At 64.7% G+C, this 18,898-nt stretch carries 21 protein-coding genes, 4 tRNA genes and 1 riboswitch; of the genes, 14 read left to right on the top strand and 11 right to left on the bottom strand.

Annotated elements, in window-relative coordinates; translation table 11 throughout:
* Window positions 1–13 precede the first annotated feature (13 nt).
* The 3 genes from AC10QF_RS00435 to AC10QF_RS00425 form a co-directional block, all read right to left on the bottom strand.
* Window positions 14–2,269, bottom strand: a complete 2,256-nt coding sequence (locus tag AC10QF_RS00435; RefSeq protein ID WP_494541552.1) for a T6SS immunity protein Tdi1 domain-containing protein — start codon at window positions 2,267–2,269, stop codon at window positions 14–16.
* A 173-nt stretch (window positions 2,270–2,442) separates the two neighbouring features.
* Window positions 2,443–2,886, bottom strand: a complete 444-nt coding sequence (locus AC10QF_RS00430) for a hypothetical protein (protein ID WP_069137929.1) — start codon at window positions 2,884–2,886, stop codon at window positions 2,443–2,445.
* Complete coding sequence (locus tag AC10QF_RS00425; protein WP_494541551.1) at window positions 2,879–3,280, bottom strand: hypothetical protein; 402 nt, start codon at window positions 3,278–3,280, stop codon at window positions 2,879–2,881. The genes AC10QF_RS00430 and AC10QF_RS00425 overlap by 8 nt, the downstream gene beginning before the upstream one ends.
* A gap of 130 nt (window positions 3,281–3,410) precedes the next feature.
* Between AC10QF_RS00425 and AC10QF_RS00420 the strand changes: the two genes are divergently transcribed.
* The 5 genes from AC10QF_RS00420 (at window position 3,411) to AC10QF_RS00400 (ending at window position 5,367) form a co-directional block, all read left to right on the top strand.
* Window positions 3,411–3,486, top strand: a tRNA-Gly gene (locus AC10QF_RS00420).
* Between the two features lie 142 nt (window positions 3,487–3,628).
* Window positions 3,629–3,704: transfer RNA gene (locus AC10QF_RS00415), tRNA-Gly, on the top strand.
* Between the two features lie 66 nt (window positions 3,705–3,770).
* Window positions 3,771–3,844, top strand: a tRNA-Cys gene (locus AC10QF_RS00410).
* A gap of 120 nt (window positions 3,845–3,964) precedes the next feature.
* Window positions 3,965–4,879, top strand: coding sequence for an ADP-ribosylglycohydrolase family protein (locus AC10QF_RS00405; protein ID WP_138953675.1), 915 nt, complete (start codon window positions 3,965–3,967; stop codon window positions 4,877–4,879).
* A 218-nt stretch (window positions 4,880–5,097) separates the two neighbouring features.
* Window positions 5,098–5,367: a hypothetical protein gene (locus tag AC10QF_RS00400; protein ID WP_005415995.1), complete on the top strand. Its 270-nt coding sequence runs from the start codon at window positions 5,098–5,100 to the stop codon at window positions 5,365–5,367.
* Between the two features lie 22 nt (window positions 5,368–5,389).
* Here AC10QF_RS00400 and AC10QF_RS00395 read toward each other — a convergent pair whose 3' ends face one another.
* Window positions 5,390–6,466, bottom strand: a complete 1,077-nt coding sequence (locus AC10QF_RS00395; RefSeq protein WP_069137926.1) for an alpha/beta hydrolase family protein — start codon at window positions 6,464–6,466, stop codon at window positions 5,390–5,392.
* 183 nt (window positions 6,467–6,649) lie between these two features.
* Here AC10QF_RS00395 and AC10QF_RS00390 point away from each other — a divergent pair, with 183 nt between their 5' ends.
* Entirely contained in the window at window positions 6,650–7,483 is an 834-nt protein-coding gene (locus AC10QF_RS00390; protein ID WP_005415997.1) for an AraC family transcriptional regulator, read from the top strand.
* Between the two features lie 3 nt (window positions 7,484–7,486).
* On the opposite strand, the gene crcB is transcribed toward AC10QF_RS00390, so the two are convergent.
* Together crcB and AC10QF_RS00380 are read right to left on the bottom strand one after the other, a co-directional pair.
* Window positions 7,487–7,879, bottom strand: a complete 393-nt coding sequence (crcB, locus tag AC10QF_RS00385) for a fluoride efflux transporter CrcB (RefSeq protein ID WP_111174724.1) — start codon at window positions 7,877–7,879, stop codon at window positions 7,487–7,489.
* 81 nt (window positions 7,880–7,960) lie between these two features.
* A riboswitch (Fluoride riboswitch) is annotated at window positions 7,961–8,024 on the bottom strand.
* Window positions 8,025–8,046: 22 nt separating this feature from the next.
* Entirely contained in the window at window positions 8,047–8,448 is a 402-nt protein-coding gene (locus tag AC10QF_RS00380; RefSeq protein WP_061478466.1) for a helix-turn-helix domain-containing protein, read from the bottom strand.
* Between the two features lie 111 nt (window positions 8,449–8,559).
* On the opposite strand from AC10QF_RS00380, the gene AC10QF_RS00375 reads away from it, so the two are divergent.
* Window positions 8,560–8,763 (top strand): helix-turn-helix domain-containing protein, encoded by a 204-nt coding sequence (locus AC10QF_RS00375; RefSeq protein ID WP_005416000.1) that lies wholly within the window; start codon window positions 8,560–8,562, stop codon window positions 8,761–8,763.
* Between the two features lie 359 nt (window positions 8,764–9,122).
* Entirely contained in the window at window positions 9,123–9,359 is a 237-nt protein-coding gene (locus AC10QF_RS00370) for a hypothetical protein (RefSeq protein WP_005416001.1), read from the top strand.
* Between the two features lie 9 nt (window positions 9,360–9,368).
* Here the strand turns inward: AC10QF_RS00370 and AC10QF_RS00365 are convergent, their stop codons facing one another.
* Together AC10QF_RS00365 and AC10QF_RS00360 are read right to left on the bottom strand one after the other, a co-directional pair.
* A complete protein-coding gene (locus AC10QF_RS00365) occupies window positions 9,369–10,418 on the bottom strand; it encodes a 4Fe-4S dicluster domain-containing protein (RefSeq protein ID WP_494541550.1) in 1,050 nt (349 codons plus the stop codon).
* Window positions 10,415–10,702, bottom strand: coding sequence for a hypothetical protein (locus AC10QF_RS00360; RefSeq protein ID WP_494541549.1), 288 nt, complete (start codon window positions 10,700–10,702; stop codon window positions 10,415–10,417). Before AC10QF_RS00360 ends, AC10QF_RS00365 begins: the two co-directional genes overlap by 4 nt.
* A gap of 179 nt (window positions 10,703–10,881) precedes the next feature.
* Between AC10QF_RS00360 and AC10QF_RS00355 the strand changes: the two genes are divergently transcribed.
* A complete protein-coding gene (locus AC10QF_RS00355) occupies window positions 10,882–11,322 on the top strand; it encodes a group III truncated hemoglobin (RefSeq protein WP_111177877.1) in 441 nt (146 codons plus the stop codon).
* A 44-nt stretch (window positions 11,323–11,366) separates the two neighbouring features.
* On the top strand, window positions 11,367–12,776 hold the full coding sequence (gene hemN, locus AC10QF_RS00350; protein ID WP_053500383.1) for an oxygen-independent coproporphyrinogen III oxidase: 1,410 nt from the start codon (window positions 11,367–11,369) through the stop codon (window positions 12,774–12,776).
* Window positions 12,777–12,797: 21 nt separating this feature from the next.
* Here hemN and AC10QF_RS00345 read toward each other — a convergent pair.
* Window positions 12,798–12,884: transfer RNA gene (locus AC10QF_RS00345), tRNA-Leu, on the bottom strand.
* Window positions 12,885–13,014: 130 nt separating this feature from the next.
* On the opposite strand from AC10QF_RS00345, the gene AC10QF_RS00340 reads away from it, so the two are divergent.
* From AC10QF_RS00340 to AC10QF_RS00325, 4 genes are all read left to right on the top strand, one after another.
* Complete coding sequence (locus AC10QF_RS00340) at window positions 13,015–13,449, top strand: BLUF domain-containing protein (protein WP_494541548.1); 435 nt, start codon at window positions 13,015–13,017, stop codon at window positions 13,447–13,449.
* A 143-nt stretch (window positions 13,450–13,592) separates the two neighbouring features.
* On the top strand, window positions 13,593–14,879 hold the full coding sequence (locus AC10QF_RS00335; RefSeq protein ID WP_494541547.1) for a nucleotide sugar dehydrogenase: 1,287 nt from the start codon (window positions 13,593–13,595) through the stop codon (window positions 14,877–14,879).
* A 55-nt stretch (window positions 14,880–14,934) separates the two neighbouring features.
* On the top strand, window positions 14,935–16,557 hold the full coding sequence (locus AC10QF_RS00330) for an FMN-binding glutamate synthase family protein (RefSeq protein ID WP_069137922.1): 1,623 nt from the start codon (window positions 14,935–14,937) through the stop codon (window positions 16,555–16,557).
* Between the two features lie 137 nt (window positions 16,558–16,694).
* Window positions 16,695–17,156 carry a GNAT family N-acetyltransferase gene (locus AC10QF_RS00325; RefSeq protein WP_069137921.1) on the top strand — a complete coding sequence of 154 codons (462 nt, stop codon included), beginning with the start codon at window positions 16,695–16,697 and terminating at the stop codon, window positions 17,154–17,156.
* 39 nt (window positions 17,157–17,195) lie between these two features.
* On the opposite strand, the gene AC10QF_RS00320 is transcribed toward AC10QF_RS00325, so the two are convergent.
* Complete coding sequence (locus AC10QF_RS00320) at window positions 17,196–18,443, bottom strand: TIGR03862 family flavoprotein (RefSeq protein WP_494541546.1); 1,248 nt, start codon at window positions 18,441–18,443, stop codon at window positions 17,196–17,198.
* Window positions 18,430–18,864: an FKBP-type peptidyl-prolyl cis-trans isomerase gene (locus AC10QF_RS00315; RefSeq protein WP_005416011.1), complete on the bottom strand. Its 435-nt coding sequence runs from the start codon at window positions 18,862–18,864 to the stop codon at window positions 18,430–18,432. The genes AC10QF_RS00320 and AC10QF_RS00315 overlap by 14 nt, the downstream gene beginning before the upstream one ends.
* Window positions 18,865–18,898 lie beyond the last annotated feature (34 nt).

Here is an 18,898-nt window from a genome sequence, read left to right as displayed (position 1 = left end):
AAGAGGATCTCATCTACTGGGTCAGGTAGCCCTGCCGCTTCCAGAAGTTCATCGCGAACGCATCATCTCTCGCGAAGTACGGGGCTTCTCCGCTCAGCAGGTCAGCATTCGCACTGCGCATTTCCCTCGCGCCACGCTTGTAGATGCGCAGTGCGCCTGCCAGTTCAGCCCCTCCAACGGGATCGAGCTGAGCCGGAGAGTCCTCCAGATCCTGGTCGGCCTTGTGGCGGATTCGGACGCGCTCAATGCCATCCATGCAGGTTTCAATGTCGAAGTAATAGCTTTCGATCACGCTCGTGCCGTCAGGCTGATTCAGTTCGCGAGACAGGCGAAGTGTGGGCTCCACCGGATCTGGTCCCTGCTCTTGTTGGCGAAACGCCGCATGACAGTGACCGACCCAGAATCCGCAACGGTCATCATCGTCATAGTTGTCGTAGGGCTTGCAGATCTCCAGCGCAAGAAGATCCTTGATCTCGCTCGCCGGAATGATCTGCGCGGTCCAATGGCGGCTGGACGCCCCTTCCTGCAGGAATTGCCAGGCCTTTAGGACGAGTGCAACGTGGGCGGGCGGGATCTCATGCGCTTCCACTCGCACCCATTCGCTCTGGTCGCTATTGACATCAGTGCAGATGTAATTCCAGAGACCCCAGCCAGTCTCGGGCCTTCGTCCCTTGAGGCGACCAATTATTCCGACAGGTGTTTCAACCCGCTCCATGACGAAGCGTGCGGCGATATTCCTTGATGGGTCTTCCATCTGCAGGATGTAAGAGCGGGCGCCAGCATCTTCGATGTCCGCTCGTACTTGAAATGAGATGCCGTCGCGATGGAAATCATAGCCGCAGATATCCATCGGAAGCATGTCCTCGGCGCAGATCCGCAGGAAGTTGTCTGGACTGATAGTGCCGTCGCCAAACAAATTCACTGTGCATAGCAGCGGGTCCGGCGCTGACAGGCCTTCCGCACGGATGACGCTCTTTCCGGCAGTGAGCCTTTCCAGCATGGCTCCCGCGTCCAATGACCAGAAGCTGTCCGGATCCTCGGATTCACGACACAGGCAATCCAGTTCGATGATCTGCACAATTCCCTCGTCTGTGATGGCTTCGTCGTCCATCCGACGCATGCAGTCAACCGAGCCATCGAATTGCATGGAGTAGTCGGTCTGAATGAGAAGCGCTGCCTGGGTGTTCCCGACCACGTGCAGTTCCCCGTGGTTGTAGTCGCCCCAGAACAGCTCGCGTACCAGCAGGTTGCCGCCTACGCGGATTTCCTGTCCGCCGACGATGGCATTGGTTGTCGTCAGGTCGCCCGAGACAAGCAATCCGCATGCGCCGTCGGTTTCAAGGCTGTGAACATAGCGTGCGATCTCTGCATTGCCGCGAACCAGGATGAAACGGATGTACGCGCCAAGATCTTCTTCCCGCCACGGGTCCAGCGGGTCGTCCAGGTCCAGCGTGTCGAGCTTGAGGTCGCCATCAACCAGAAGAACCAACTCATCGGGATCACCCCAGACGTAGTGCTCCGGTGCGTATGTTGAGTCCTGCGGTACCTCACCCTTGATGTCGGCGTATCGGACGACCTGAAAGGGGCACTCCGGAGAAAGGTGAGCAACAATTTCCTCAGGTGTCGGTACGGGTGGTTGTCGCATGACGGCGACGAGTTCGCCATGCGACGCTTCACGGAAGAGCTGGAACTCGACAAGCTGGGCCAGTATCGAGAAGTGCACTGGTGCCTCAACCACCTGCAGTGAGTCCAGTTGCGCGACGCCTCCCAATCCGAGTGCAGGGAAGAATCCGTAGCAATGTCCTACACCCAAGGGGCCTTGCGCCCGCACTGCTGCATCGAACATTGGATTGCCGTCTTTGTCGACCAAGTCCAACCTCTCTTCAGGGAGCCGGAAGACGGAAGTTGCATCTCCGCCGATATCACCTGGCGAGAATCTGTCTTCCGTCAATCGCCTGCAGAGGACTGAGCCGCTCAAGAGATCGATCTGGCCCGGACCGTACTGCGTATGCACGAAGTAGATGGTGCCGAACGCAGAGTAAGCGTAGGCGAGTGTGTCCTCTGGAGCGAGATCCGGATCGTGCCGTAACACCAGCTCCATCACCATTGCGAGATCCTGCGGATGGCATAGCTGGATCCGGCCGCCTCTGAAGACTGATCGCCCGCGACGGATCAGCAGGTCGCGAATCGCAGCTGGTATCACGTTTTCGAGTGCGTAAACTTCTACGTTGCTGAGGGGGGAAGAACTCAAAAGGCTCGATTGCTGCATGGACGGTCCTGACTCGGCAGGAGGTCACTGCTGGGCATGGTCAATCGGAACGCTGCCAGTGCTGGAGACCTCGGGTCAGATACTGTCTGTCATAGATCTACCTTGAGGCTATGCAACTAATCTGAAAAGAGGCGCGCGGGCGTGGCCTCGCATTCGCGATTCAGCGTCTTCGACTATCGGTAGTCTGGGGTGCTGGAAGAGGCTCGCCTCAGCGCCCGCCATGCGCTCACTGCCGATACCACGCACAGTGCCAACAGCAGTCCCACATCCAGCAGCAGCAACCACAGCAGGTGCATGCCGTGTACGGGTGGCTGATGCATCGCCGACAGCATCCACGGCACCGACCACACCACCAGCAACGCTAACGCGATCAGCAAGCGCAGCCACAGGCGCTTCAGTTTCCAAGGCTGCACGATCAGTGCGGCGACCACCAGCTCGACGGCTCCCAGCAGCGCGAAGACGATGACGGTGCTGGTCGGGTAGGGTAGCTCGGCGCCTTCCAGGTGGTGCAGCAGCCAGTAGTCCGGGGTGAAGCCAGCATTGACCAGCGCAGCGATCAGCGCGAACCAGGTCAGTGCGACCAGCAGCCAGAAAAATCGGACGTAGCGCTCAGGCATGGGCGGTGTCCATGGCGGCGGGCAGGCGGTTGGGTGATGCATACCATGCGGAGATGACGATTGCGGCCAGTGCCAGCAGGCCGGGCCCAACGGTGAAGTACACCAGGCGCAGCGGATGGTTGTGCATCAGTGTCCAACTCGCGAACGCTAGGGGAATCGCCAGCACCAGCAGCTTGGCAAACAGTAGCCGTAGCACCGTGATCAGCGGCTGGGCGCCAACGAACATCCAGAACAGATAAAACTGGGCGATGCCCAGTCCGATGTCACGATGTGAAGCAAAGCCGAATTGGTCGCGATACCAGTTCATTCCCAGCGGAATCAGCGCCCAGTACAGCAGGGCCACCAGCAGATGCAGCAGCAGGGCGATCAGCAGAGGCGTGCCGCGAAGGAGCATGGGCGAACGGGGCCGGGCGGGGCAGCGTAACCCAGTGCGGACGCCCGTGACCGCATGATGTGAAGACTGTTGACGGCGTGAAGGAATTTGGACACAATAGCGCTCCTTCGACGCAGGTCGAATGGAATCTGCGGGAATAGCTCAGTTGGTAGAGCGCAACCTTGCCAAGGTTGAGGTCGCGAGTTCGAGTCTCGTTTCCCGCTCCAGATTCTACAGGGCCCCGGTAGGGGCCTTGTTTTTCTCCCGCCACGGCAAGGCGGGGCGCGTTGGGCCACAAGGTTTTGCGCGCAGTCAGAAAAGTGAAATCGCTGGTGTGTTTTCCGGATTTCCGGTAGCATGTCGGCTTACGCGGGAATAGCTCAGTTGGTAGAGCGCAACCTTGCCAAGGTTGAGGTCGCGAGTTCGAGTCTCGTTTCCCGCTCCATGTTCCGACAGGCCCCATCTTGGGGTTTTGTCTTGTCAGGGCTATGTTCCTGGCGCGCAGTACGTTGGCCTCATGGCAGAGTGGCTATGCACCGGATTGCAAATCCGTTTACAGCGGTTCGATTCCGCTTGAGGCCTCCAATTGAAAAGCCCTGACTCCGGTCAGGGCTTTTTTGTTGGCTGCGATCGCTTTCGCGCTCGCACGATCGTTGCGCGGCTGGCGGTCAGTCATGGCGGAGGCGGCGGCGCTACACTCGTGTGATGAACCAGATTGATCACTTCCGCGGCGCCTTGCTCGGCCTCGCGTGCGGCGATGCCGTCGGTACCACGCTGGAGTTCAAGCCTCGTGGCAGCTTCATACCGATCACCGACATGGTGGGTGGTGGGCCGTTCCAGCTGCAGCCGGGGCAATGGACCGACGATACCTCCATGGCGATGTGCCTGGCCGAGAGCCTGGTGCGTTGTGACACCTTGGATGTGCACGATCAGATGAACCGCTACGCCAACTGGTACCGGCATGGGTACTGGAGTGCGACCGGCGAGTGCTTCGATATCGGTATGGCAACGCGGGCTGCCATCGACCGGTTCCTGCAGGACGGCCAACCGCTGGCGGGGAGTGACGACCCACGCAGCGCTGGCAATGGCTCGATCATGCGTTTGGCGCCGGTGGCATTGCGCTACGCCGGGACTCCCGACCTGCAGGCAATGGCCGAGCTGAGTTCGCGAACGACGCACGCTGCGCAGGAGTGCCTGGAGGCGTGCCGCTTGCTGGCGGTCGCGCTGGAGCGGGCGTTGGCAGGTGGCACCCGTGACGCGGTGCTGGATCTCAGCAATGTCCCTGTCGAGAGCGCGCGGCTGCGGCAGATCGCGGCGGGCGGCTACCGCGGTGCCGCGCGTGAGCAGATCCGTGGCAATGGCTATGTTGTCGACAGTCTGGAAGCTGCACTCTGGTGCTTTGATCGCCACGACACCTTTGAAGCCGTCGTACTCGAGGCGGCCAATCTTGGCGAGGACGCCGACACCACGGCCGCCATCGCGGGGCAGCTGGCGGGTGCATTCCATGGTGCGCGCGGAATCCCCGGGCGGTGGTTGCAGCGGCTGGCCCTGCGTGCCGAAATCCAGGCGCTGGCCGATGCGCTGCACGCCTTGAACCAGGGCAGCGACCGCGCTGCGTGAGTCGGGTTCCCTGCCTGTGAACTGCGCCGGCAGGGCGCTCCCTGCGGCCGCCATTTCCGACGCCGCGCTGCTTCACCTGCAGCCGTTCGCCGCGCCCCGGTCGCCAGTCTCAGCCGGCCACGACATGGAAAGGCGCTATGGTCGAGTTCCACGTCTCAGGGAGCCGCAATGGCGAGCAAGGACATCACGCGTCGTTCCAGCCACGGAGCGAAACGGAAATGAGCAAAGTCACGGCAGATGTGCGCTGGTTGACCTTCCGCTTGAAGAACGGGCAATCCATTGGCCCTGATCGGCTGAAGGACGGATGGGTCATCGCCTCGGAAACCGCCCGCTGCGGGGTGCGCCGCGAGCATATCGAAGGGTCGGGCCTGGTGTATGCCCTGTACGCGCCGGCCAACCTGGCCTCACCACGGCGCGCGGAAATGCGCATGCGCGAATTCCTGATGAGCTCGGGCTACACCTTCACGATGGGCACGCTGGGCGGCTGAGCTGCGCGCGGGCCGCGATTGCTCAACGCTGCGCGGCCTTCAACGCCTCGATGATCTGCGCGCCGGAGAAGCCACAATGGCCTTCGCCAACGGGCGGCAGCACCTGTGGCAGCGGACGGGCGCCGGCCCGTGCGGCCGTCTGCGGATACACCGTCTGCATGCGCGGCACGATCGTCGGGTCGTTGTTGTTGAACTGGATCACCAGCGGTCGCCTCAACGCACCGCTCAATGCCAGCTCCCTGCGGACAGCGGCCTGCGCGGCAGGCACGGCATCGACACGTTGCACGCCGGCATTGAACGCCATGTCGTCACCGAAGCCGCTGTAAGCCACACCTCTGTTGCCCACCGGCATGCCGCCACTGCGCGTGGCCAGTTCGTGCAGGACCAGAGCATGCAGGCTGATCGTGCCGGCCAGTGCATCAGCGGACACCTGCAGCCGCTGTGCCAGCAACGCGGCATGTGACGGGCTGCGTTGCAGCGCATTGGAGATGCCCTGGTACAGTTCGCCCTGTGGCAGCGCAGCCGCTTCGCGTGAGACCAGTCCCGCAGCAGGCAGGCCTTCGGCCTTGGCAAAGAAGTAATCGAAAGCGACCAGCGTGGTCAGCAGATCACTCGCGATCTGTTCGCCACTGAGATTGGCGCCGCATAGCGACACGCCACCGGTGTAGTGTTGCGGGAACCGCTCGAGGCTGGCGAGGGTCACGGCTCCGCCCATCGAGAATCCCAGTAGCCAGGTGTGGCGCACATGCCGGAGTTCACCCGCTGCATGCCGGCGCAGGCGTTCCATGTCGGTAATCGCATCGGCCACCGCCCAGCCCTGGCTGGCATAGGCGCTCTGCGCGACGGCGTAGCCTGCCGCCAGCAGTGGCGCGGTGCCGTCATTGGCAGCCATCGGCGTAGCACGTGGCATGCCTACCGGCTCGTAGCCGTGCGCCAGCATCACCAGGTCACCGTTCCAGTAGGCCGGCACGTCCAGGCGCCACGGCGCGCCCTGCAGCTCGCCGCTCAGCGTGCGTGCCGCCGTTGGCGCTGACGCCAGCAAGGTCGTCGAAGGCAGCAGCAGGCCGAGGGCGAGGGCGCATCGAAGCAGGGCGGGCATCGGGGTCATTCCATGCGGGAATGACCCCGAGCATAGATGCCAGCGAAATGTTGCGCGCGCTGCACTGCCGCAGGAAGGGCGGGCTGGGGGGCGCCCGCTCCCGGAATTGATCACGTCCGCTACGGGAGGATTCCGATACGATGTGTCGCCTTGATCTCTTTCTACTTTACCCAAGGTCCCGTTATGGTCGACCGGCTCGCCATTCTGCTTGAACGCTTTGCGGTCACTGCCTCGGTGTTCCATGCTGGCGCGCTGTGCGGCATCAACTCGCTGGCGGGCGAGGATGACGCCGGGCAGCTGCATCTGGTGCGACGTGGCCCGTTGCAGGTCAGCCATGGCCAGCAGACTGTCCAGGTCGAGGTGCCGAGCCTGCTGCTGTACCCACGGCCGATGCCGCATCGATTCAGTACCGATCCGCAGCATGGCGCCGACATGGCCTGCGCCAATCTGCATTTCGAGGGCGGGCGGCTCAACCCGATCAGCGCGGCGTTGCCCGATTTCATATGCCTGCCGCTGGCCGATCTGTACGGCGGCAACGCAGCGCTGGAGCTGCTGTTCGAAGAAGCCTTCGAGCAGCGCTGCGGGCGTGCGGCGATGGTCAACCGACTGTTCGAGGTGGTGATGATCCAGGTGCTGCGGCAGCTGATGGAAGGGGGCGAGATGCGTGGTGGCCTGTTTGCCGGGCTGGGGCATCCGCGGCTGCGGCTGGCGCTGGTGGCGATGCATGAGGCGCCAGCACAGTCCTGGACCCTGGAAGACCTGGCCGAGGTCGCCGGCATGTCACGCAGCGTCTTTGCTGCCAGTTTCCGTGAGGCGATGGGCACTACCCCGGGCCAGTACCTGCAGGGCTGGCGGGTGGGCCTGGCACAGCAGGCGCTGCGCCAGGGGCGCCCATTGAAGCGGATCGCTGACGACGTCGGCTATGGCAGCGAAGCCGCACTGTCGCGCGCATTCAAGGCACATACCGGACAGTCGCCGCGGGAGTGGCGCGGACAGGCCCGCGCCGGCGCGGGCTGAGCCTCAGCCCAGCACCAGCCGGGCCAGTTTCATGCCACCGAACAGGCCGACCAGGCCCAGTGCCACCGAACCGCCGGCATACAGCGCCGCCAGGCCATGCTGGCCGCGCTGCAGCAGCAGTCCGATTTCCAGCGCGTAGGTGGAAAATGTGGTGTAGCCGCCGAGGACGCCGGTGGCCAGCAGAAGGCGCAACTGCGGCGAGGCGCCATTGCGCAGGGCGAAGGCTTCGACCAGCACGCCCATCAGCAGTGCACCGCTGATGTTGATCAGGAAGGTCGACCATGGCCATGGGCTGCCGACTGACACCCGCGCACCGATCAGGTTGCAGGCATGGCGAAGGCAGGCGCCGAGCCCGCCGCCGATGAAGACCAGCAGATAATTGTTCAATGCGTGCATCACGTGCCTCGGTTGCGGGTTCGCTGATTCGATGGCGAACGCCGACAGCAGGCACGACCCGCCATCGACGAACACCGGTTCGTCCTGGCAGGAGCCATCAGCCCTTTCGGGCGGTTATCGGGGGAGCCCCATCCCCATCCGCGACCATGCTACCAGTGGCAGTGCATTCACGTCATCGAGGTCGTCAGCACCCGGATGACCTTGCTGCGGCTGAAGCCGTCCATCAGCAGTTCGAAGGCCAGCAGGTCCAGGGCCGCGTGGCGGCGATGGTCGATCTGCAATCCCTTCTCCTCCACCAGATGGCTGACCAGTTCGTAGGCGTCCTGCCAGACATCCAGGTGGGCTTGGCTGGGAATATAGGTATTGCCCCGCTCACCGACGCCAAGCCCGCTCACGCCGTACAGCAGTTCACGCGCGTCCAGTTTGGCCGCATCGGCGATGCGGAACAGCTGTTCGGCCTTCACATGGGCGGGGCTGACATGGTCGTTGAGCCAGTTGCTGATGGTTGCCGTCGTCGAATCGGCGGCGCGGGCCAGATCGGCCGGGCGAGGGTGCCCGGCTTTCTTCATGGCAATGGCGAGTCGTTGGCCGAGAGTATTCATCTATGCAAGCCAGCTTAACGCGTGGATCGCAAAGTTCCCTTGTTCCAAGAATAAGTCTGGTTAACAGAAGGACCGACCGTGACCGAATTCTGGAGCAAGGGGCAGGTACGCGCCCGGCTGGGTTTCCGGACCGATGCCGAACTGGCGCGCTTTTTTGGCATAAGCCGATCTGCCGTGTCGCAATGGCCCAAGAACTTCCCGATTCCTGCGCTACGCCAATACATCCTGCATCAGCGCTATCCCAACCTGTTCCCCGCGACTGAGGATACGCAGGGCGAGTAAGCCTCAACTGCGCCGCCTTTTGTCGCATATAGCACCCTAAGCGGCATTTGCTAAGTATGCTTAGCAATATTGGAAACTTCGATGAAACGGGGCTGGCCCATCAATGGCGCCTACCAGGGCGGGACCGGGGAAATCGGGGCAGTGTGTCGGGTCCGACCCATCCGGGCACCCCGTCTCCCCGTATGTGGTTTCGTGAACGATTAATAATTTCGATCGCGAAAGTCGCGGTATGTAATTGACCTGTCGTGAAATCTATGACTAATTGGGATCAACCGGACGTGAAGCCCGGGAGTCTTTCAGTAGCTCGCAAGTGAGTCGGTAGACCGTCAACGATGCAGAACAAGTCCAACGGAGGTCGTATGGAATACGGCATGCATGGCTTGGCTGAACGGGTACGCCGCGAACTGGAAGCCAGTTATCACAAACACGGATGCGGTCCGGCGTTCTGGGATACCTACCAGCAGGTGCTGGACCGCTTGGTCCCGCAGGGGACCGAGCGTACCGAAGTCACCAATGAAATGGCGCTGATCATCGAGCAGCTGGGCATCGTGCGACGTGCGCAGCTGGTGCCGCCGCACGCCAACGGGCCGCGTTGATCCGTTGATTCAAAGCAGGCGCCAGGCGCCGCAGGCCAACAGCGCCAGCAGCATCGACAGCAGTGCCAGGGTCCGCGGTCGCCACCATTGCCGCGGTTGCCCGGCCATGGCCTGCGGACTGCAGTAGCGCACCAGCCCCGGGCCGAAACCGGCCTGGTGCTGCTGCCGCGAGCAGGCCTCCAGGCAGGCGCCGCAGGCCAGGCAATCGGCCTGAGGTCCCTGGCGGATATCCAGTTGCATTGGGCAGGCGCTGACACAGGCAGCGCAATCGGTGCAGTCGCCCAGGCGGTCGGCGCTGAAAGTGGGCATCGGTCCGGCCAGCAGCGGATGTGCAGCGCGGAACACGTAGTCCTGTGCGGTGGTCGGGTCGAGCAGGCCACGGCCGCGTCCGAGCACGCCCCCCAGCCCCGACGGACGCATGCCGCGCGGTTCGCCGCGGCGCGCGTCGTACAACATGCGGGGCGTATGCGGATCGGTCAGCAGCGGCTGCAGGCGCGCGAACGGGCACAGCGAACGGCACACCTGCTCGCGCAGGAAGCCGGCATTGCCCCAGGTGGCGGCGGCATAGAACAGCACCCAGAACGTTTCCCAGCCGCTCCAGCCGGCATGCGGCGCGGCGGCCACCAGTTCTTCGATCGGGCTGAACAGACCGACGAACGTGACGCCGGTCCACAGCGACAGCAGCCCCCATGCCACCTGGGTGGCAGGGCGCACGGCGGGCGCTGGCAAGGCCCCGGCCATGGCGCGCGCAATCCAGTCGAAGGCGCGGCGCCATAGCGTCTGTGGGCAGGCGTGGCCGCACCAGATGCGGCCGGCGAGGTGGGTGAGCAGCGCGAGGCCCACCGCCAGCACCGCCAGCAACCCTATCAGCACGCCAACATCGCCGGGCCACAATGTCCAGCCAAACAGGTCAAAGCGCCGTGCGTTGATGTCCAGCAGCAGGGCCTGCCGCCCATTCCAGCGCAGCCATGGCAGGGCATAGAACAAGGCCAGCAAGAGCATGCTGAGCGCGGCGCGCCAATGCCAGCGGCGTGGGATTCCGGTGCAGGCCGTACTCATCCCAGCGGCAGCTCGTCGTCGTCGTCGCTTGGCATCGGTCGCTGCAGGTACCAGGTGACCGCGCTGGACAGTGCGGTCACCGACCAGAACATGAAGAATCCTGCCGTATAGCCCAGTTCGCGGCTGATCGCCGTACCCGGAAAGCTGATCGCCTGCAGACGCAGCGGGTCGACAAAGGCGAAGAACACCACGCTGGCCAGGCCTGCAGCGATGAAGCTGGGCCAGAGGATGGCGCCCCAGTGCTGGATCAGCTGCTGGCGGCGGCTGGGAAAGGGTCTGTTCATGCTGTCCCGGGTCGGAATGAGGGCGGCGCGTATACTCCGCCGAGGCTGGCGCAGCATCCGCAGGGCATGCTTCCTGCAGGAATGCCAGACTAGGTGCAGCGGACTGCGCCGACATTGATCTGGATCAACGGCGGTGCCGGCCGGCTACGGCACACTGCCGGCAAGCTTTGGGTGCCCCGATGAACGCAATACCGCCGCCTGTCCTGCCCGTCTCCTCGCCCGGGCTGTGCACTGAGCAGGAAGTGACCCGCCTGGTCCACGACTTCTATGCACGCGTGCGCGAGGAAGAGCGGTTGGGGCCTGTGTTCGAGGCACACGTCCACGACTGGCCGGAACATCTGGCGCAGCTGGTCGATTTCTGGTCGGCAATGCTGCGCGGCACGCGCCGCTTCAAGGGCTCGCCGATGTCCAAGCACATGGCCATCGAGCTGGACAAGGACCTGTTCGACCGCTGGCTGGTGCTGTTCCGGATCACCACCGCCGAGTGCGGCAACCCGCCCATGCAGGCGCTGGCCAACGACGTGGCCGCGCGCATCGGTGACACCTTCTGGAAGCGCTACCAGATGCTGCGCTGGCCGCAGGTCGGCCTGCCGGTGCTGGAAATCCCCACCCGCGATTGATCTGGGTCAAGGCGGTGGCGTCCGCCCGGCGCGATGCTGGCGGCATGGACACGTTCTCACCCGCCGCCGGCGGTCTTGCCTGGACCTTCGACCCCGACCTGCTGCGCCGGCATGACCGGCCGGGGCCGCGCTACACCTCGTATCCGACCGCGCCTCACTTCCACGATGGCTTCGATGCGCCGGCGCTGCGCCAGGCAATCGCCGACAGCAACCAGCTGGCCCGCGCGCTGTCGCTGTACGTGCATGTACCGTTCTGCTCCAGTCCCTGCTTCTACTGCGGCTGCAACCGGGTGATCACCCGCGACCGCGGCCGTGGCCACAGCTACGTCGCGCGCGTGCTGGCCGAGGCCGACCTGCTGGCGCCGCAGTTCGAGGACGGCCGTGAAGTCATCCAGCTGCACCTGGGCGGTGGCACGCCGAATTTCCTCGAGGCCGAGGCGATGACCACGCTGGTGGAAGGGTTGCGCCGGCGCTTCGATTTCAGCGATTCACCGCAGCGCGATTTCTCGATCGAACTCGATCCGCGCTTCATCGATACCCGCGATGTCGCCATGCTGGCGCGGCTGGGCTTCAACCGCGCCAGCCTGGGCGTGCAGGATTTCGACCCACAGGTACAGGAAGCGATCAACCGCGTGCAGGGCGTGCAGCAGACGCTGGACATCCTGCAGGCCTGCCGCGACAGCGGCATGCGTTCGGTCAACGTCGACCTGATCTATGGGCTGCCGGGACAGAGCCTGGAAGGGTTTGGCCGCACCCTGGAACGGGTGCTGGCATTGCGCCCGGATCGCCTGGCGGTGTACGGCTACGCACACCTGCCGCATCTGTTCCGCGCACAGAAGCAGATCGACGAACGCCGCTTGCCTTCGCCGGAAGACAAGCTGGCGCTGCTGGGCCTGGCGGTGGAGAGGCTCTCCACTGCGGGCTACCAGTACATCGGCATGGATCACTTCGCACTGCCGGAAGAAGATCTGTCACGCGCGCAGCGCGCCGGGCAGCTGCATCGCAATTTCATGGGCTATACCACCCACGCCGATACCGATCTGCTCGGCCTGGGCGTGAGTGCGATCAGCCACATCGGTGCCACCTACAGCCAGAATCCGCGCGACCTGCCGTCATGGGAGGATGCCGTGGACCAGGGGCAGTTGCCGGTGTGGCGCGGCGTGGCGCTCAGCGCCGACGACCAGCTGCGCGCAGAACTGATCCAGCAGCTGATGTGCCAGGGCGAAGTGGACGGTGCGGTGCTGGGCCAGCGCCATGGCGTGGATTTCGAGCAGTACTTCGCCGAAGACCTGCGTTCGGTGCAGCGGCTGCAGGAGGACGGTCTGGCCGAGTACCGTGACGGTGTAGTGCGCGCCAGCGAGCCTGGACGGCCGTTGCTGCGGCTGCTGGCAATGTGCTTCGACCCGTACCTGCGTGCGGCCTGCGAGCAGCCGCGCTACTCGCGTGCGATCTGACGTTCGTCGTGAAAAGTGCGATGGTGCCCGGAGCCGGAATCGAACCGGCATGGGGTTGCCCCCGGCGGATTTTAAGTCCGATGCGTCTACCAGTTTCGCCATCCGGGCCTGCAGCGCGGCGCCGATTGTAGCCCAGCTGCGGAATCCCGACCGGATTGCAGTGGAGCGGCGGTGTGCTTAACTGTCGCTCCCATTCATGTCATAGTCCAAAGCATCGTTCCCAGGGGGGAGCCACCCGATGTCGCTGCACGCGATTGCCTATGCCAGCGAGGCCCGCGCCGAGCTGCAGACAACCGATCTTGACCGCCTGCTGGCCGATGCCACCGCATTCAACCGAGTAGCCGGTGTCACGGGTGTGCTGATGTTCGATGGCAGCCGTTTCCTGCAGTACCTGGAAGGCCCGGAGGATGGCATCGATTCGGTGTACCAGCGCATCGCCAATGCGCGTAGCCATGGACAACTGAAGGTGCTGTGCCGCGCGCCGGTGGCGCAGCGGGCATTCCCGCGCTGGTCGATGGGGACCCGGCGCATTGAGGCAGAACTGCTGGTACAGATCGTCGACGCCTCATGGCCGGGCTTCGTGCTTGGCGGCGGTGGCTTCGAGCGCCTGCTGCAGGCCTGGACCGGCGCCGATGGTGAACTGGAGCCGGCCGCGGTCGCACTGGGCTCCTGACCCCACCTTGGCGGCCGGGCACCCGGGCCGTTAGGCTGTAGCCTTTCTGGCATGGATCTTCCCGGAGTGGCAAAGCGAATGAGTAGGTCGGCCATGCCCATGGCAGTACGCATGCGATTTCAGCCGTTGCATGGGATGCGGCGTTGAGCGCGCCGCTTGCGGCAGCAGCGTCGCCGCGCTTCGCGGTGATCGGGCTGGGCTACGTGGGCCTGCCGCTGGCGGTGGCCTTCGGCCGGCACTGGCCCACGCTGGGCTTCGACATCGATGCTGATCGCATCGCCGAGCTCCGCGACGGCCAGGACCATACGCTGGAAATGGAGGCCGATGAGCTGGCCAGTGCACAGCAGTTGCAGTACGGCAGCGATCCGGCATTGCTCGATGCCTGCAATGTCTACATCGTTACCGTGCCGACCCCGATCGACGCCTATGAGCAGCCCGATCTGGAGCCGCTGCGTTCGGCAACGCGGCTGATCGCCAGCCACCTGCGTGCGGGTGACCTGGTGATCTACGAATCCACGGTGTACCCCGGCACCACCGAAGAGGTCTGCGTGCCGTTGCTGGAGCAGCTTTCCGGGCTGCGCTTCAACGAAGACTTCTACTGTGGTTACAGCCCGGAGCGGGTCAGCCCCGGCGACCGCCAGCGGCGCCTGGCCGATATCCGCAAGATCACCTCGGGGTCGACACCGGAAGTGGCTGCGGTGATTGATGGCCTGTACCAGCGCATCATCGCCGCCGGCACCTTCCCGGCGCAGTCAATGCGTGTGGCCGAAGCGGCCAAGGTGGTGGAGAACATCCAGCGTGACGTCAACATCGCGCTGGTCAATGAGCTGGCGCTGATCTTCGACCGGCTCGGCATCGACACCCAGGATGTGCTTGACGCCGCCGGCAGCAAGTGGAACTTCCTGCCATTCCGGCCGGGCCTGGTCGGCGGCCACTGCATCGGCGTGGACCCGTACTACCTGCTGCACAAGTCCGAGAGCGTGGGCTACCACCCGGACCTGATCCACACCGCGCGGCAGGTCAACAACCGCGTCGGTGAGCATGTGGCGTCGCGTGTGCTGGCAATGCTGGCCGAACGTGGCCGCGTACCTGCGCAGTCGCGTATCCTGGTGCTGGGCGTGACCTTCAAGGAGGATTGCCCGGACCTGCGCAACAGCCGCGCGCTGGAACTGGCGCAGCGCCTGCGTGATGCCGGCGCACAGGTGGAGGTCAGCGACCCGTGGGTCGGCCCGGCGGCATTGGCCGACGCGGGCGTGCACTGGCTGGCCGAGCCGGTGGCGGGGAGTTACGACGCCGTAGTCCTGGCAGTGGCCCATGCCCGATTCAAAGCCATGGATGACGCCGCAATCCAGGCGCTGCTGGCACCCGGCGGCATCGTCTACGACGTGAAATCGGCCTGGCCGCGCAACGTGGTTGACGGTCGCCTGTAAACGCCGGTGATGGCCGGCGCGGTAGACTCGCAGGCAGTTGCAACCAAGGAACGCCATGCACCGGTATATCGTCTACCTGCTCGCCATCCTGATGTTTCCCATCTGCCTGTGGTTGGCCACGATCTGGCCGGCCTGGTACTGGGGCGTCGGCCTGACTGCCGCGATGGTGGCGCTGGGGACCTGGGATCTGCTGCAGAAGCGCAGCACGCTGCGCCGCAACTATCCGGTGATGGCGCATTTCCGCTATGGCCTGGAATCAATCGGCCCGGAAATCCGCCAGTACTTCGTGCAGAGCGACCTGGAGGACGTGCCGTTCTCGCGCCAGCAGCGTGCGCTGATCTACCAGCGCGCAAAGAACGAAATGGACACGGTGCCCTTCGGTACCCTGCGCAGTACCTATGCGGTGGATTACGAGTGGATCAACCATTCGCTGGCTCCCACCTCCATCGCCAAGCATGATTTCCGCGTGCTGATTGGGCCGAACTGCGCCAAGCCTTATTCGGCCAGCGTGTTCAACATCTCGGCGATGAGCTTCGGTTCGCTCTCGGCCAACGCGATCCGCGCATTGAACGAAGGTGCGCGGCGCGGCGGCTTCTACCACGACACCGGCGAAGGTTCGATTTCGCCCTACCACCGCGAGATGGGCGGCGATCTGGTCTGGGAAATCGGCTCGGGCTACTTCGGCTGCCGTGACGAGAAGGGTGGTTTCAGCGAAGAGCGCTTCGTCGCCAACGCTACCCACGACCAGGTCAAGATGATCGAGATCAAGCTGTCGCAGGGTGCCAAGCCGGGCCACGGCGGCGTGCTGCCGGCACCAAAGGTGACCGCCGAAATATCGGTGACCCGTGGTGTTCCGATGGGGGTGGACTGCGTATCGCCGTCGCGTCACTCGGCATTCTCGACGCCGGTCGAACTGTTGCAGTTCGTGGCCCGGCTGCGCGAGTTGTCCGGTGGCAAGCCGGTCGGTTTCAAGCTGGCCATCGGCCACCCCTGGGAATGGTTCGGCATCGCCAAGGCGATGCAGGAAACCGGGCTGCTGCCGGACTTCATCGTGGTCGATGGCGCCGAGGGAGGCACCGGCGCGGCACCGGCTGAATTCGTCGATCATGTCGGCGTGCCGATGCATGAAGCACTGCTGCTGGTGCACAACACCCTGGTCGGCCTGGACCTGCGCGAGCGCATCCGCATCGGCGCCGCTGGCAAGATCACCAGTGCGTTCGACATCGCGCGCACCATTGCGCTGGGTGCCGACTGGTGCAATGCCGGCCGAGGCTTCATGTTCGCGCTGGGCTGCATCCAGTCGTTGAGCTGCCACACCGACAAATGCCCGACCGGCATCGCGACCCAGGACCCTGCGCGCTGGAAGCATCTGGATGGACCGGACAAGGCCACCCGTGTGTACAGCTATCACGAGCACACGCTGCATGCCTTGAAGGAACTGTTGTGCGCGGCGGGCCTGAACGATCCGGCCGAGCTGGGGCCGGAGCACATCCTGCGTCGCGTGTCGCCGGTGGAAATCCGTTCGCTGGCGTCGCTTTACCGCTACCTGGAACCGGGCGAGCTGCTGCACAAGGTGCCCGACCATGCGGTATTCCATGCCTTCTGGGCCGATGCGCGCAGCGACTCGTTCCAGCCGCCGCCGAAGATCCAGGCTCTGCGCGCCAGCAAGTCGCGGTAGCGTGATGTTGTAGAGCCGAGCCCATGCTCGGCTGCTGTTCTGTAGAGTCAAGCCATGCTTGACTGCCTTTCGATCAGTCATCGCGAGGTCGGAACGAAGAACAGCCGAGCATGGGCTCGGCTCTACGAGGAGATGTCATGCAGTTCAGGACCGGCACCATGGATGACGTGGCCATGTTGTGGGCGCTGCGCACGCGTTGCGTGCGCGAAACCTGCAGCAGCCATTACCCTCCCGAGGTCATTGCACCGTGGTCGGCCTCGCCGCCACCGTCGCAGTACGCGCGGCTGTTGTCGCAGGGCGGATGCGTGGTGGCCGAGGACGGGCAGGGTGGCCTGCTCGGCTTCGGCGTCTTTGATGTCGATGCCAATGAAGTCGACGCGTTGTTTGTCAATCCCGATCGTGGCGGCGAGGGGATCGGCCAGGCGCTGATGCAGCGCCTGTTGGCAATGGCCGATCGTGAGCGCGAGGTGGTGCTGTCGGCGTCGCTCAATGCCGTGCCGTTCTATCAACGGCAGGGCTTTGTCAGCGTGCGTGAGGAAGCCTATGCGCATCCCAGCGGTGTGGCGTTGGCCTCGGTGAGCATGCGCAGGCCGTGGTGACGTGGCGTCGAGCATGGGCTCGACGCTACCCCGCAGGCGTCACCGCTCCGCCAACCAACCGATCACGCCCTCGGCGGCACGCCGGCCACTGGCGTAGCACGCGGTCAGCAGGTAGCCGCCGGTGGGGGCCTCCCAGTCCAGCATTTCACCGGCGCAGAACACGCCAGGAACGGCCCGCAGCATCAGGCCGTCATCCAGCGCATCCAGGCGCACGCCACCGGCGGTGCTGATCACCTCGGCCATCGGCCTTGGGCGCAGCAGGCGCAGCGGCAGGCGCTTGAGCGTGGCGGCCACAGCCGGCAGGTCGTTGCCGGCCTCCCTGCCAAGAATCTCGAACACGAGTGCGGCCTTCACCGCATCCAGACCCGCCTGGCGGCGCAGGTGCTCGCCGAAGCTCCGGCCCTTGCGCGGACGTGACAGGTCGGCCAGCAGGCGCGCCTCGTCGCGACCCGGCACCAGGTCCAGCCACAGCATTGCGTGGCCATCGCGGTTGATGGTCTCGCGCAGGTCGGCTGCCAAGGCGTAGACCAGACTGCCTTCAATGCCATATTCGCTGGCCACGCACTCGCCCTGCAGCGACCGCGGTTGTCCAGCCAGGTCGATCCAGTGCGCGACCACCGGCTTCAATGGTGCGCCGGCATTGCGCTGGGCAAAGAACGGCGTCCAGTCCACGTCGAAGCCACAATTGGCTGACTGCAGCGGCGCGATGTCCACGCCACGCGCCTGCAGTGGCACGACCCAGGCGCCGTCGCTGCCCAGCTGCGGCCAACTGCCCCCGCCCATCGCCAGTACCGTGGCATCGGGGTGCACATCGATTTCCCCCGCCTCGGTGGCAAAGCGCAGGGCGCCGTCGTCGCTCCAGCCGATCCAACGGTGGTTGGCGTGCAGGCGCACGCCCTGTTCCTTCAACCGGCGCACCCAGCCGCGCAGCAGCGGCGCCGCCTTGCGGTCGACCGGGAACACGCGGCCGGAGCTGCCCACATAGGTTTCCACGCCCAGGCCGTTGGCCCAGTCACGCAGTGCCTGTGCGTCGAAGCCGTCCAGCCAGCTGCCGACCACAGCGGCCTGCTCGCGGTAGCGGCTGTCGAACAACGGCCGCGGATCGGAATGGGTGAGGTTGAGGCCGCCCTTGCCGGCGATCAGGAACTTGCGGCCAGGCGACCCCTTGGCCTCGTACAGGTCGACCTCCAGCCCAGCGGCACGCAGGCGTTCGGCGGCGAACAGGCCGGCCGGGCCGCCGCCAATGACCACCACCCGATGGGGCATGGCGGGATTACGGTTTGACATCGAGCAGCTCGACGTCAAACACCAGCGACGAGCCCGCCGGAATCGGGCCGACCTTGCGGTCCCCGTAACCGTAGTCCGGCGGAATCATCAGCGTGCGCTTGCCGCCGACCTTCATGCCGGCCACGCCCTCGTCCCAGCCGCGGATGACCTGGCCGGCGCCGAGCGCGAAGGTGAACGGCTCGCCGTGCTTGAAGGAGCTGTCAAAGGTCTTGCCGTGCTTGGTCTCGGTACGGTTGTCGTAGATCCAGCCGGTGTAGTGCACCGTGACCTTGCTGCCGGCGATGGCTTCGGCGCCGGTGCCGGGCACGGTATCGATCCGCTCGAAGGTGGTCAGCGTGCCGCCGGGCGGCGGGCCGGATGGTTCGGTCGAGCAGCCAGCGGCGGCGAGGGACAGCAGCAGGGGAAGCAGCAGGCGGCGCATCGGGCGTTTCCAGAAGGGCGCGGGGCGAGGGCGG

It is taken from the genome of Stenotrophomonas maltophilia complex sp. Om-AH-Sm3, from assembly GCF_059337855.1.
Note: the sequence above shows the minus strand (reverse complement) of the source record. Positions and strands in the feature narration are given on the sequence as shown.

What these genes read in the sequence shown, in the direction of transcription:
- crcB (WP_111174724.1), bottom strand. Translation starts at nt 7,879, where the DNA reads ATGCACGCATTGAACAATTATCTGCTGGTCTTCATCGGCGGCGGGCTC.
- AC10QF_RS00355 (WP_111177877.1), top strand. Translation starts at nt 10,882, where the DNA reads ATGAACGCAATACCGCCGCCTGTCCTGCCCGTCTCCTCGCCCGGGCTG.
- AC10QF_RS00435 (WP_494541552.1), bottom strand. Translation starts at nt 2,269, where the DNA reads ATGCAGCAATCGAGCCTTTTGAGTTCTTCCCCCCTCAGCAACGTAGAA.
- AC10QF_RS00330 (WP_069137922.1), top strand. Translation starts at nt 14,935, where the DNA reads ATGCACCGGTATATCGTCTACCTGCTCGCCATCCTGATGTTTCCCATC.
- AC10QF_RS00320 (WP_494541546.1), bottom strand. Translation starts at nt 18,443, where the DNA reads ATGTCAAACCGTAATCCCGCCATGCCCCATCGGGTGGTGGTCATTGGC.
- AC10QF_RS00395 (WP_069137926.1), bottom strand. Translation starts at nt 6,466, where the DNA reads ATGCCCGCCCTGCTTCGATGCGCCCTCGCCCTCGGCCTGCTGCTGCCT.
- AC10QF_RS00405 (WP_138953675.1), top strand. Translation starts at nt 3,965, where the DNA reads ATGAACCAGATTGATCACTTCCGCGGCGCCTTGCTCGGCCTCGCGTGC.
- AC10QF_RS00380 (WP_061478466.1), bottom strand. Translation starts at nt 8,448, where the DNA reads ATGAAGAAAGCCGGGCACCCTCGCCCGGCCGATCTGGCCCGCGCCGCC.
- AC10QF_RS00430 (WP_069137929.1), bottom strand. Translation starts at nt 2,886, where the DNA reads ATGCCTGAGCGCTACGTCCGATTTTTCTGGCTGCTGGTCGCACTGACC.
- AC10QF_RS00340 (WP_494541548.1), top strand. Translation starts at nt 13,015, where the DNA reads ATGTCGCTGCACGCGATTGCCTATGCCAGCGAGGCCCGCGCCGAGCTG.
- AC10QF_RS00400 (WP_005415995.1), top strand. Translation starts at nt 5,098, where the DNA reads ATGAGCAAAGTCACGGCAGATGTGCGCTGGTTGACCTTCCGCTTGAAG.
- AC10QF_RS00370 (WP_005416001.1), top strand. Translation starts at nt 9,123, where the DNA reads ATGGAATACGGCATGCATGGCTTGGCTGAACGGGTACGCCGCGAACTG.
- AC10QF_RS00315 (WP_005416011.1), bottom strand. Translation starts at nt 18,864, where the DNA reads ATGCGCCGCCTGCTGCTTCCCCTGCTGCTGTCCCTCGCCGCCGCTGGC.
- hemN (WP_053500383.1), top strand. Translation starts at nt 11,367, where the DNA reads ATGGACACGTTCTCACCCGCCGCCGGCGGTCTTGCCTGGACCTTCGAC.
- AC10QF_RS00425 (WP_494541551.1), bottom strand. Translation starts at nt 3,280, where the DNA reads ATGCTCCTTCGCGGCACGCCTCTGCTGATCGCCCTGCTGCTGCATCTG.
- AC10QF_RS00325 (WP_069137921.1), top strand. Translation starts at nt 16,695, where the DNA reads ATGCAGTTCAGGACCGGCACCATGGATGACGTGGCCATGTTGTGGGCG.
- AC10QF_RS00360 (WP_494541549.1), bottom strand. Translation starts at nt 10,702, where the DNA reads ATGAACAGACCCTTTCCCAGCCGCCGCCAGCAGCTGATCCAGCACTGG.
- AC10QF_RS00365 (WP_494541550.1), bottom strand. Translation starts at nt 10,418, where the DNA reads ATGAGTACGGCCTGCACCGGAATCCCACGCCGCTGGCATTGGCGCGCC.
- AC10QF_RS00390 (WP_005415997.1), top strand. Translation starts at nt 6,650, where the DNA reads ATGGTCGACCGGCTCGCCATTCTGCTTGAACGCTTTGCGGTCACTGCC.